This window comes from Collimonas sp. OK307 (assembly GCF_900113705.1).
Taxonomy (GTDB): Bacteria; Pseudomonadota; Gammaproteobacteria; order Burkholderiales; family Burkholderiaceae_D; genus Collimonas.
In genome coordinates, this window is the sequence record NZ_FOQI01000010.1 from 117,011 (window position 1) to 128,861 (window position 11,851).

Annotated in this window: 11 protein-coding genes; 5 read left to right on the plus strand and 6 right to left on the minus strand. The window is 55.1% G+C overall.

The window, feature by feature from the left end; all coding sequences use genetic code 11:
- Positions 1 to 263: 263 nt before the first annotated feature.
- The 6 genes from asd to BM205_RS14605 form a co-directional block, all read right to left on the minus strand.
- Positions 264 to 1,397, minus strand: a complete 1,134-nt coding sequence (gene asd / locus BM205_RS14580) for an aspartate-semialdehyde dehydrogenase (protein WP_092415603.1) — start codon at positions 1,395 to 1,397, stop codon at positions 264 to 266.
- Positions 1,398 to 1,468: 71 nt separating this feature from the next.
- Entirely contained in the window at positions 1,469 to 2,539 is a 1,071-nt protein-coding gene (leuB, locus tag BM205_RS14585; RefSeq protein ID WP_092415604.1) for a 3-isopropylmalate dehydrogenase, read from the minus strand.
- A gap of 63 nt (positions 2,540 to 2,602) precedes the next feature.
- Complete coding sequence (gene leuD / locus BM205_RS14590) at positions 2,603 to 3,250, minus strand: 3-isopropylmalate dehydratase small subunit (RefSeq protein WP_092415661.1); 648 nt, start codon at positions 3,248 to 3,250, stop codon at positions 2,603 to 2,605.
- 49 nt (positions 3,251 to 3,299) lie between these two features.
- Positions 3,300 to 3,422, minus strand: coding sequence for an entericidin A/B family lipoprotein (locus tag BM205_RS14595; protein ID WP_092415605.1), 123 nt, complete (start codon positions 3,420 to 3,422; stop codon positions 3,300 to 3,302).
- A 39-nt stretch (positions 3,423 to 3,461) separates the two neighbouring features.
- Positions 3,462 to 4,862: a 3-isopropylmalate dehydratase large subunit gene (leuC, locus tag BM205_RS14600; protein WP_092415662.1), complete on the minus strand. Its 1,401-nt coding sequence runs from the start codon at positions 4,860 to 4,862 to the stop codon at positions 3,462 to 3,464.
- Positions 4,863 to 5,028: 166 nt separating this feature from the next.
- Positions 5,029 to 5,913 carry a DMT family transporter gene (locus BM205_RS14605; protein WP_092415606.1) on the minus strand — a complete coding sequence of 295 codons (885 nt, stop codon included), beginning with the start codon at positions 5,911 to 5,913 and terminating at the stop codon, positions 5,029 to 5,031.
- A gap of 742 nt (positions 5,914 to 6,655) precedes the next feature.
- Between BM205_RS14605 and BM205_RS24315 the strand changes: the two genes are divergently transcribed.
- From BM205_RS24315 to BM205_RS14630, 5 genes are all read left to right on the plus strand, one after another.
- Positions 6,656 to 7,294, plus strand: coding sequence for a hypothetical protein (locus BM205_RS24315; RefSeq protein WP_092415607.1), 639 nt, complete (start codon positions 6,656 to 6,658; stop codon positions 7,292 to 7,294).
- A gap of 97 nt (positions 7,295 to 7,391) precedes the next feature.
- A complete protein-coding gene (locus BM205_RS14615) occupies positions 7,392 to 8,285 on the plus strand; it encodes a hypothetical protein (protein WP_092415608.1) in 894 nt (297 codons plus the stop codon).
- A gap of 23 nt (positions 8,286 to 8,308) precedes the next feature.
- Positions 8,309 to 8,602 (plus strand): transposase, encoded by a 294-nt coding sequence (locus BM205_RS14620; RefSeq protein WP_092415609.1) that lies wholly within the window; start codon positions 8,309 to 8,311, stop codon positions 8,600 to 8,602.
- Positions 8,603 to 8,911: 309 nt separating this feature from the next.
- Complete coding sequence (locus tag BM205_RS14625) at positions 8,912 to 9,946, plus strand: GlxA family transcriptional regulator (protein ID WP_092415610.1); 1,035 nt, start codon at positions 8,912 to 8,914, stop codon at positions 9,944 to 9,946.
- Between the two features lie 34 nt (positions 9,947 to 9,980).
- Complete coding sequence (locus BM205_RS14630; protein ID WP_092415611.1) at positions 9,981 to 11,546, plus strand: sensor domain-containing diguanylate cyclase; 1,566 nt, start codon at positions 9,981 to 9,983, stop codon at positions 11,544 to 11,546.
- Positions 11,547 to 11,851: the final 305 nt, after the last annotated feature.

The window sequence follows — 11,851 nt, forward strand, 5'->3', positions numbered from 1 at the left end:
GGAAACAAATCTTGCTGAAAGCAAATACTGTACCCAGTTTTTTTAAAAATCAATATCTAGATTGACACTAGTGTGGCGCTTCACAAACAATGAGCTTGTTTTACGTAGCACTGCACCAATTGGCGTAACGGTCGATAACCAGTCAACAAGCACTGACAAATACTATACCGACAGATGCGCCAAGCCCGCTAAGACTTTCCTTAAGAAAATATTTAGCGGGCCATATTGCAAGTCGGCAACAATATCACAACTACCGTAACAAGTCAGGTATCCAGAACAATCCGCAGCATGCGGCGCAATGGTTCTGCCGCACCCCACAACAATTGGTCACCTACGGTAAATGCTGACAAATAATCGCCACCCATCTGCAATTTACGCAAACGACCGACAGGAATTGTCAGGCTGCCGGTCACCGCCGCAGGCGTCAGGTCGCGCATCGACGATTCTTTGTCGTTAGGCACCACCTTCACCCACTGGTTATTGCTAGCGATGATGTCATTGATTTCATCCAGCGGCACATCTTTTTTCAGTTTGATGGTCAAGGCCTGGGAATGGCAGCGCATGGCGCCGATGCGGATGCACAGGCCGTCTACCGGGATAACCTTGCCGCCATTGCTGAAACCGGCACCGCGGCCAAGGATCTTGTTGGTTTCCGCGCCGGCTTTCCACTCTTCTTTTGACAAGCCTTCGCCCAGATCCTTATCGATCCAGGGAATCAGGTTGCCGCCCAGAGGTACGCCGAATTGCTTGATTTCGTCAGCCGACATGGAGTGCTGCTTGCCCAGCACCTTGCGATCGATTTCCAGGATGGCCGATTTCGGATCGTCCAGCAGCGCCTTGACTTCGGCATTGATGGAGCCGAACTGGGTCAGCAGTTCACGCATGTGCTGCGCGCCGCCGCCCGATGCCGCCTGATAAGTCATGGAAGTCATCCACTCGATCATGTCATGCTCGAACAAACCGCCCAGGCCCATCATCATGCACGACACGGTGCAATTGCCGCCGATGTAGTTCTTGACGCCGCGCTTCAAACCATCCTTGATCACGTCCAGGTTAACCGGATCCAGCACGATGATGGCGTCGTCCTTCATGCGCAGCGTCGAAGCTGCGTCAATCCAGTAGCCATTCCAGCCGGCGGCGCGCAATTGCGGGAAAATCTCGCTGGTGTAGTCGCCGCCCTGGCAGGTAATAATGATGTCGCATTTTTTCAAGGCTTCAATATCGGTGGCGTCTTTTAACGTTGTTTCGTTTTTCGCCAATGCCGGGGCTTTACCGCCAGCATTTGAAGTTGAAAAGAATACCGGCTCGATATGGGCGAAATCGCCCTCTTCTTGCATACGCTGCAACAAGACCGAACCCACCATGCCACGCCAACCGACCAAACCAACCAGTTTCATCATGATTCCCTAACAATAAACGGGAAAAGCCCCGCACTTCACATTACGGCAGACCCATCTGCCTAATTCTTTTACCCGAGCGCCTTGACCACCGCGGCACCCATTTCACCGGTGCTGACCTTGGTCGTGCCTGCTTCGTAAATATCGGCAGTACGCAAACCTTGCGCCAATACTTTCTTGACCGCGTTTTCGATACGGTCGGCCTGCTCCGCCTTGTTCAGCGAGTAGCGCAACATCATGGCCGCCGAAAGAATGGTCGCCAGCGGATTGGCAATACCCTTGCCGGCGATGTCCGGTGCCGAACCATGCGACGGCTCGTACAAACCCTTGTTGTTAGCGTCCAGCGAGGCGGATGGCAGCATGCCAATCGAACCGGTCAGCATCGAAGCCTGATCCGACAGGATATCGCCGAACATGTTGCCAGTGACTACGACATCGAAATTCTTCGGCGCACGCACCAGCTGCATTGCTGCGTTATCGACATACATGTGATCCAGCGCAACATCCGGATATTCCTGATGGACTTCAGTGACAATGTCTCTCCAGAACTGGAAAGTCTCCAGCACATTGGCCTTGTCGACACTGGTCAGGCGCTTGCCGCGCTTTTGCGCTGCCTGGAATGCGACGTGCGCAATGCGACGGATTTCCGGTTCGGCATAGCGCATGGTATCGAAACCTTCGCGCTCGCCTTTGAAAGCGCCGTCCGGCGCCGTGCGGACACCGCGCGGCTGACCGAAATAAATGTCGCCAGTCAGTTCACGGATGATCAGGATATCCAGTCCGGACACGACTTCCGGCTTCAATGTCGAAGCACCGGCCAGTTCCGGATACATGATCGCCGGACGCAGGTTGGCGAACAGGCCGAGGTGCTTGCGCAGGCCGAGAATTGCTTGTTCCGGGCGCAGTGAGCGTTCCAGGCTATCGTATTGCCAGTCGCCAACGGCGCCGAACAAGATAGCATCTGCTTCTTTTGCCAGTTTCAGGGTACCTTCCGGCAACGGATGACCATGCGCCGCATAGCCGGCGCCGCCGACCGGAGCCGATTCCAGTTCAAATTTTTCGCCAAGCACGCTCAACACATTAACCGCTTGTTCAACGATTTCCGGACCGATGCCATCACCTGGCAAAATTGCTATTTTCATTTTTTCCTGGATTGAATAATTCAAAAAATATCAGTATCAGTGACCAGTTACTGGTCAAGCCGCTTAAATTGTGTTGCTCAACCAAGGCTGAGCAGACAAATGGCGCTCTTCAAAGTCGCGAATCTTGTCGGACTGGCGCAAGGTCAGGCCGATATCGTCAAGACCGTTCAGCAGGCAATACTTGCGGAACTCGCCGACTTCAAACGGGAACGCCAGGCTGCCATTGGCTGTGCAAACCAGTTGTTTTTCCAGGTCGATTATCAGGCGATAGCCCGGGAATGCCTTGACCTCATCGAACAGGCGGTCGATTTGCGCCTCTGGCAGCACCAGCGGCAACAAGCCGTTCTTGAAACAGTTGTTGAAGAAGATATCGGCGAAACTTGGCGCGATGACCGCACGAAAACCGTACTGGTCCAGCGCCCATGGAGCATGCTCACGCGACGAGCCGCAGCCGAAGTTCTTGCGGGTCAGCAGAATCGAAGCGCCCTGGTAACGTTGTTGATTCAGGACGAAATCAGGATTCAACGGACGCCGCGAATTATCCACGCCCGGCTCGCCATGGTCCAGGTAACGCCATTCGTCAAACAAATTCGGGCCGAAACCGGTCCGCTGGATAGACTTCAGGAACTGCTTCGGGATAATCGCATCGGTATCCACATTAGCGCGATCCAACGGCGCTACCAAGCCATCCAGTACAGTAAATTTATTCATTTCTTGATTCCAATCTGCCCAATCTGCCATCCCCGCCCGCGCGAGGTGATCATTTGCCTTGAATTTTCTCGCCGACGTGTTCCACATCTTTACCAAAGCCGTGGAAGGTATTACAAGCGCTCAATGCATAGGCGCTGGCCAGCAAAACACATAAGGTGATTATTTTCTTCATCTTTGTCCTTCGGTAAATATTTTATTTAGAGCAAACGAATCATAGGGAACGGATGTCAACGAAATGACCGGCAATACCCGCCGCCGCCGCCATGGCAGGGCTGACCAGGTGGGTGCGGCCGCCGGCGCCTTGCCGGCCTTCGAAGTTGCGGTTCGACGTGGATGCGCAGCGCTCGCCCGGTTCAAGACGATCGGCATTCATTGCCAGGCACATCGAACAACCCGGTTCGCGCCATTCGAAACCGGCGTCCTTGAAAATCCGGTCCAGGCCTTCGCGCTCGGCTTGTTCCTTGACCAGGCCGGAACCCGGCACCACCATCGCCAGCTTGACGTTGGAAGCACGGAACTTGCCGCGCACTACTGCCGCTGCGGCACGTAAATCTTCAATCCGCGAGTTGGTGCAGGAGCCGATGAATACCTTGTCGATACGGATGTCTTCAATCGCGGTATTCGGTTTCAGCGCCATGTAGGCCAAAGCCTTCTCCATGCCGTCGCGCTTGGTGGCGTCTTTTTCCTTGTCCGGATCAGGCACGCGGCCGTCAATCGCCACCACCATTTCAGGCGAGGTGCCCCAGGTCACTTGCGGCTTGATCTCGGCGGCATTAAGGGTAACCACCATGTCGAACTTGGCGCCCGGATCGGAATGCAAGGTGCGCCAGTAAGCCACGGCGCGCTCCCAATGCGGTCCGACCGGCGAAAACGGCCGGCCTTTGACGTAGTTGACGGTAGTGTCGTCAACCGCGATCATGCCGGCACGTGCACCGGCTTCAATCGCCATGTTGCAGACCGTCATGCGCCCTTCCATCGACAATGCGCGAATCGCCGAACCGGCGAATTCGATTGCATAGCCAGTGCCGCCGGCGGTGCCGATGCGCCCGATCACGGCCAGCACGATGTCCTTGGCGGTGACGCCGTTAGGAATCACGCCGTCGACCTGCACCAGCATCGATTTGGATTTTTTAGTCAGCAAGGTCTGGGTCGCCAGCACATGTTCGACTTCGGAAGTGCCGATGCCGTGCGCCAGGCAACCGAACGCGCCGTGGGTCGAAGTGTGGGAATCGCCGCAGACTACGGTCATGCCAGGCAAAGTGGCGCCCTGCTCCGGCCCGATCACGTGGACGATGCCTTGGCGATGGTCGTTCATGCCGAAATAGGTCAAGCCGTAGCTCTTGGCATTCGCATCCAGGGTTTCCACTTGCAGGCGCGAGATTGGATCGGCAATACCGTTAGCGCGGCTGGTAGTAGGTACGTTATGGTCGGCCACCATCAGGTTGGCCGGCAGCCGCCACGGTTTGCGGCCAGCCAGCTTCAGCCCTTCGAAAGCCTGAGGGCTGGTGACTTCATGTAAAAGGTGCCGGTCAATGTACAAAATCGCCGTGCCGTCCTGTTCAGAATGGACGACGTGAGATTCCCAAAGTTTATCGTAGAGCGTTTTAAGCATGATCCAGGGCGGCTGCGAGGCGCGCAAAACAGTGAATTTAGCTCTTGATTATGCCATAGAAGCAGGCAATTTACGCTGCTGGAACCCGCGAAAACGACATACTGGCTATCAGAATGTTACATATATTCACGATTGCCGGATTTCCTCGATACAGGAAACCCGGACCTTATTTGGCTGTTTTACCGCTTAAAAAACCGGCTGGATCGAGTTTGCCGGTTGCCAGGGCCGTACCAAACAATATGATCAGGCAACCCAGAATCATGGATACCGTCACTGCTTCCTTCAAGAAAACAGCCCCCCAGATCACGCCAAATATGGGGATCAGGAAAGTCACCGAGGCCGCATAGGCCGAACCCACACGATCCAGTAAACGATAGAAAATCGCGTATGCGAAGCCAGTGCAAACCACGCCGAGGGCCAACACTGCGTACCAAGCCGTGGCCGAAACCGGCGCGGCCGGCCAATACAGGAATGCCAAAGGCAATAACACCAGCGTCGCCGCCAATTGACTGCCGGATGCGACCACCAACGGTGGCACGCCGGCCAGCCGGGTTTTCGAATAATTGATCGCGAAACCGTAAGACAGCGTGGCCAACAATACCGCGCCTGTCGCCAGCCAGACACCGGGCTGGCCCTCACCAATCTTGTCCCACACCAAGACAATCACGCCGGCCATGCCCACCAGCATGCCGATGACTTGCGGCCGGCTCATTGGCGCTTTCAACCATACGAATGCAATCAGTCCAGTCCAAAGCGGGACGGTTGCATTGAGAACCGCATCGAAACCTGCGTTGACATACAAGGTCGAGTAGGCAAACAGTGAAAACGGCAGCGCCGAATTAGTCACCCCCACAACCAACAGCGGCCATGCCCTCCTGCGCACATGAGCGCGGGCGGCGGCTGACCGCAGCACCGGCAGCAACACCAGTGCCGCTATCCCCACCCGCAAGGCAATCAGCGGCACCGGGCCGAATTCCGGCGTGCCGACGCGCATGAAAAGAAACGACGCGCCCCAGATGGCGGCGAGCAAAAACAATTCGACGATATTCATTGTTGGTCTTTTTGAGGTGGGATAAGCACGAAGCAGAAATTCGTTTTCATGCGGCAATATATCCGATAACCGCGAGATGCGTAAAAGACGGAAGAAGTTTTTGTAAAGATCTCTGCATCTCCACTTTTCACACAGCGCCCACACCGACAAGGATGAAGTAAATTCCCGCTCCTGTTACGGCTCGCGCTACGGTTACCTACACCGACAGTCGAAAAAGACACGAGTTCTTTTTATCTCTTGTCTAAAACGGACAACCTCTAATACCAATAAGATTTCCGTACACCACTATTCACAACGAGCTTCGAGGGCAGCCTGCGAATGCACTGTCATTTTTATCATTTTTTGTTAGCGCTCACATCCGGCATTCTGAGAAAAAAATATCCATATCGGCCATTTCAGGTGTCCGAACCAGACAAGGTTTTGTCATTAACACTCCGTTTTGCAATCCTATTATCAGATCAACGCAAATGTTCTCACTCGGTGAGTCTAGTGTCGATCGCTTTCTCCGCATCGCTATCCGATCACCCTTGACCTTGTCGAAACAAGACATTTTCGTGTTGACTTGATGAGGCATCCGCAACGCCTGTTGCCGCATGGGAGCGCAACTCCGATCAAACAAACAGGAGCTGGCGGCTCAGCGCGTAGCTGGCATGCACTCATCGGTGGTAAAGCTTGCTTGTGGCTAGGGGCGCGCAGGCAAGACACTCTGGTGAATGATGCCCCACTCCAAGGAGAAACAGAAATGAAAAAGCAAATTATTGCTGCATCCGTAGTTTCACTGTTCGCCGTCTCTGCATTCGCTCATCAATCGTCAGGCAGCACCACCACCACCACTACAACTACCGTCACTAGCACCGCAGTTGCGGCATCTATCGGTGGCAATGGCGGCGCAGGCGGATCGGCAACTTCGGGCGGTGCAACTGGCGGATCGGCAACCGGCGGTACGGCAACCGGCGGCAACTCAACTCAAACCATTAACGGCGGCTGGGCCAATACCGGTGGCAACTGGACCGGCGCTGGCGGCAGCACAGCAACCGGCGGTGCAACTACGGCCGGCGCAAACACCAGCGGAGCCGCCAATGGCGGTAATAGCGGTAATAGCGGCAAGCACGGCGACACCTCTGGCGGGGCCGGCGGTTCAAGCAGCGCCACCGGTGGCACACAAGCCTATAACGGCAATGCATTTTCCGGCGGCGGAACAAGCACTAGCGGGACCGGTAACGCAGATTCATCGATTAGTGGCGTCAGCAGTACCGGCGGCTCGGCTGGCAATTTTGTGTTTGGCGGTGGCGCAAAATCTGGCAACGCAACTGCCGGCAACGGCGGCTTTGGTGGCAATTCATCCTCGACAGCAGTAGTTGGCCTTCCTTACTCTTACTAACAACAACAAGCAACGGCTCGGTTACCGATGAGTTGCGAGAGGGAAAAGAAATTTTTTCCCTCTCGTTTGCAAAACCAATCATTACGATGGAGAAGCCATGAAACGCATACTTATAGGTATCCTGGTAGCCTCAGCCTTCGTTGCACCAGTGGTAGCAAACGCCGGGGAATACGGATCAGGATCCGGGGGAACCCCGACAAACACAACAACAGCGACGGCCACATCAAACGCAAATGGCGGCGCCGGCGGCACTGGCGGCACGGCATCCGGCGGTACTGCAGCCGGCGGCACTGCTTCCAATACGATATCGGGAACATATGGCGCATCGGCCACCAATGGCGGTAGCGCAACCGGCGGCTCGGGGACCGGCGGCAATTCGAATGTGAGCGTATCGGTTTCACTGCCAGGTTCAGGTACCTCCGGCAGCGGCAGCGGTAGCGGAAGCGGAACAACCTCCGGCGCCGGAACCGGCTCCAGCAGCGCCGCAGGCGAACCAGGCAGCAGCGCCAACAACACCAAAGCCACAGTTGATTACGGCGGCACGTATACCGTCAAGACCGTACCGAACATTGTCGCTCCATCATTGACCACAACCTTGTCCGACACTTGCATGGGTTCCGCATCGTTCGGCTTGTCCTTCACAGGTTTCGGCGCAACCGGCGGCACCACCATGGTCGACCAGGCTTGCGTACGCCGACTCGATTCGCGTGAGTTCCGTGCAATGGGTTTGAACGATGTCGCGCTTGCCTTGTTGTGCCAAAGCGAAGCAAATCGCAAAGCAGTTGAATCGACCGGACGTTCCTGCCCTGGCATGGAACGGGCAGCAGCACCTGGAGCACCAGCCGCACCGGTTCCCCCTTCGGCAGCTTCAACCGGCGTGATCGGTCAAAATAATATAAATAATATCGGCGATCAGTACAAAGATCCCGTAATTCGTGCTCGACTTGGCCTGGATAAATTGCCAGATCTATCGCAATTAAAAGATCGCTAACCACCAGAAGGCGAGGGAATGCCATGAAGCGTTCGCCATTCTCAAGCGACCAAATTGCTGCCGCTCTCAAACAGGAGGAGCTAGGCATGCCGTTGGCCGACGTGATCAGGCAAGCTGGAATTACCGAACGCACCTTCCTTAACTGGAAGAAGCAATACGGTGGCCTGCAAGGTTATCCGCACGACATGAAGTGCCTGCAAGAAGAGAATGCCAAGCTGAAGCAAATTGTGGCTGAACTGACGCTGGAAAATTCTCGCCTGCAAGACGCGCTCGACGACAAAAGGGGAATACACGAACACTACAGTTCGTCCAATTGAATGAACGCAAAAACAGGTTGAGAGATGACAGTCCGATGAGCGATATTGCTTAAGTTCGGATGCAATAAAACAGTCTGGCACGCAGTTAAATGCTTGATGAAAATCAACATTGATGCACAGAGGAAATTTAAGAATGGATTTTTTGTTGCCGTAAGAAATTTTGTGTGAATACACCACGGAACCAACTATATTTAACAATCATTCGCTGGACAAAATCTAATTTTGTAGCAGAATGGAACATAGTAATTTACCAATAAAAAATTGCGTCCCGGCAATGCGGAAAGGTAGATTGCGTGTGGGGAGAGTCACATGGATATCGAGTGCGCAAAGACACTTGAGGTGATAGGCGACAGCAGCTCAGACACCAGCTCGACCAGACATATAGGGATTATCGTTTTCGAGGGGGTCGTACTGGCAGACGTGGTAGGCGCTGCAGATGTCTTCGGCATCGGCGACAAGCTGATTTCGACGGTATTTCCTGGCACCACGCGTTACGCAGTTTCAGTTCTTTCTATCTCGGGCGGCATGATCATGTCGTCTGCCTCAGTGCAAATCATGACTTCATCGCTGGCATCTGTCGGCACACATCAGTTCGATACACTACTCATCGCCAGCGGCACCGGAAATTTCGACGCTTACCGCGATCCCGATTTGATTGCCTGGCTTCAGCAAATGCGCAGCAGGGTACGCCGCATCGCCGCCATCTGCACCGGCGTATTCGTGATCGGCGCTGCAGGCTTCCTGAATAATCGTCGCGCCACTACGCATTGGGCATTGCTGGATAAACTGGCGCGCGAATTCCCTTTGATAAAAATCGACCGCGAAGCGCAAATCAGCGAAGACGATGGAATTTTCACGTCCTGCGACGTTGGCATGGCGACCGACCTGGCGCTGCGCCTGCTGGAAAACGATCTCGGCCCGACTGTTGCACGGCGCGTGGCGCAAAGCCTGGTGGTGTGCCAGCGTCGGCGCGATATGCCGACCGTCAACCAGGCGTCGCCAACCAATGCTCCCGTCAAGACCAGCAAGATCCACAAAGCTTCGCTCTGGTTTGTCGAGCATCTGGCCGACTCGATCAGCGTGGTCGACGCCGCCAATTATGTTTCCATGAGCGAGCGAAATTTCGTGCGGCAGTTCAAGCGTGAAACCGGGCAAACGCCGCATGACTTCCTGTTGAATCTGCGCCTGGAAGCTGTGCGCCAGCAACTGACAGAGACCGACCTGCCGGTAGACAAGATTGCACGGCGCTGCGGTCTGTTCAGCGGCGAGCATGTCGCCAAACTGTTCCGCAAGCACATGTGGACTTCTCCGACCGAATATCGCAAGGGAATACGGCCGACCTGAAACATGGATCAACGCGCTGTTGTCAGGAGATACGATGAACGCTCCCATCGCGATAGCGCCTCGGCCAACGCATGTTAGCCTCAAGCCGCTACCCATCACCTTTCTTGCAACCATCTTCGTAGTGCTGGTTTGCGCTTCGCTGATGACGATCGAAGTGTGGCGCAGCTGGAATGCGCACGATATCGCATTGCGCGAAACCGAAATTGCAACCTCCAACCTGGCGCGCGCCCTGTCGCAGCATGCCGACGACACCATCAAGGAAGCCGACACCGTGCTGGTAGGCGTGATTGAACGCCTGGAAACAGATGGCACCGCCAACGCCTCGCTCGAGCGCCTGCATAAATTACTGATCCAGCATATTGCTGAATTGCCGCAGTTGAATGACCTGTCCATCTATGATGAAAACGGACTATGGCTAGTCAACGCACGCAGCGGACCGATCCCGCTCGTCAACAACTCTGACCGGGAATACTTCGGCTATCACCGTTCCCACTCCAGCCGCGGAGCATACATCGGGCCGCCGATACGCAGCCGCTCCACCGGCGTATGGATCGTCACCGTATCGAGGCGTTTCAACCATCCCGACGGCAGTTTCGCCGGCCTGGTGTTGGGCACCATCAACATCGACTACTTCAAGAACTATTACGAAAGCTTCGATATCGGCCGCGCCGGTTCGATTTTTCTTAGCTTGAATGACGGCACCATGCTGGTAAGGCGACCGATGGTGGAAGACGCCATCGGCAAAAACCTGTCTAACTATCCGATCTATCGCGACTACGCATCCAGGAGCGCGGTCGGCACGGCCATCATGCGCTCCGGCCAAGATGGCGTGGAGCGGTTGATCGCCTATCGGCATCTGGAGCAATATCCGCTATTCGTCACTGTCGCCCGCTCAAAAGAGGAAGTGCTATCCGACTGGCGCGCAGACACCTATCTGCATCTGTTAGGCGCCATGCTGCTGACGCTGGCCCTGGCCCTGCTGGGCTGGCGGCTGATCCATCAGATCAAATTGCGCTTGCTGGCAGAAGCCGATCTGCTGCGGGTCCAGGAATCGCTGAAAAGCCTCAATCAGCATCTGGAACGACTCGCCTTGCAAGACAGCCTGACCGGCCTCGCCAACCGGCGCCAGTTCGACAGCGCGCTACGTGACGAATTCAGTCGCGCCGTGCGCACCGGGAATTCACTGGCGCTAGTGATGATCGATGTCGATTACTTCAAACAATATAATGATATTTACGGACATCTGGCCGGCGATGAATGCCTGCGGCAGATCAGCGACACCGTCAAAGCCAGCAAAAATCGTCCTGGCGACCTGGCGACCCGTTACGGCGGCGAAGAGATAGCAGTGTTGCTACCCGATACCAATCTGGCAGGTGCTGTTGCGGTTGCGGAAAAGATCCGGCTTGCCATCTACAATCTGCAGATCGAGCATCCTGGCGATCCTGAGGGTGTAGTCACTATCAGTGCCGGCGTCGATGCCTTCGTCCCGGTCAGGGATGGAAATGTTCCTTTTGAACTGATTCAGGCTGCCGACAGGGCGCTGTATGCGGCAAAATTTGCCGGTCGCAATCGCGTTTGCTCCAGCGCCGACCTGCGTTAACCTATGGTTATCTCGCGGTTATCTCGTGGTTTGCTCATGTCCTGCCACGACGTCCCCGTTCATACACAAGGGAACCAACGGCTATCAAACGATATAACTCCTGTTCGGTCAGCTTGTATGACAGTGCCGCAATCTCCCGCGCCAGCATACCGATCAGTAAATCATTTCCCGGTATCTGCGCTTGTGGGCTGGCGCAAGCTATCAAATCTACTATCTGTTCGGCTCTCATGACCCCACCCCCGAAAAATTAAATACACGATTTCAGCCTTTTTTTTGCTTGTCTTCCTACTGCGTTTTTTATCGAC

What these genes read in the sequence shown, in the direction of transcription:
- BM205_RS24315 (WP_092415607.1), top strand. Translation starts at nt 6,656, where the DNA reads ATGAAAAAGCAAATTATTGCTGCATCCGTAGTTTCACTGTTCGCCGTC.
- leuB (WP_092415604.1), bottom strand. Translation starts at nt 2,539, where the DNA reads ATGAAAATAGCAATTTTGCCAGGTGATGGCATCGGTCCGGAAATCGTT.
- BM205_RS14605 (WP_092415606.1), bottom strand. Translation starts at nt 5,913, where the DNA reads ATGAATATCGTCGAATTGTTTTTGCTCGCCGCCATCTGGGGCGCGTCG.
- leuC (WP_092415662.1), bottom strand. Translation starts at nt 4,862, where the DNA reads ATGCTTAAAACGCTCTACGATAAACTTTGGGAATCTCACGTCGTCCAT.
- BM205_RS14630 (WP_092415611.1), top strand. Translation starts at nt 9,981, where the DNA reads ATGAACGCTCCCATCGCGATAGCGCCTCGGCCAACGCATGTTAGCCTC.
- BM205_RS14625 (WP_092415610.1), top strand. Translation starts at nt 8,912, where the DNA reads ATGGATATCGAGTGCGCAAAGACACTTGAGGTGATAGGCGACAGCAGC.
- leuD (WP_092415661.1), bottom strand. Translation starts at nt 3,250, where the DNA reads ATGAATAAATTTACTGTACTGGATGGCTTGGTAGCGCCGTTGGATCGC.
- BM205_RS14615 (WP_092415608.1), top strand. Translation starts at nt 7,392, where the DNA reads ATGAAACGCATACTTATAGGTATCCTGGTAGCCTCAGCCTTCGTTGCA.
- BM205_RS14595 (WP_092415605.1), bottom strand. Translation starts at nt 3,422, where the DNA reads ATGAAGAAAATAATCACCTTATGTGTTTTGCTGGCCAGCGCCTATGCA.
- BM205_RS14620 (WP_092415609.1), top strand. Translation starts at nt 8,309, where the DNA reads ATGAAGCGTTCGCCATTCTCAAGCGACCAAATTGCTGCCGCTCTCAAA.
- asd (WP_092415603.1), bottom strand. Translation starts at nt 1,397, where the DNA reads ATGAAACTGGTTGGTTTGGTCGGTTGGCGTGGCATGGTGGGTTCGGTC.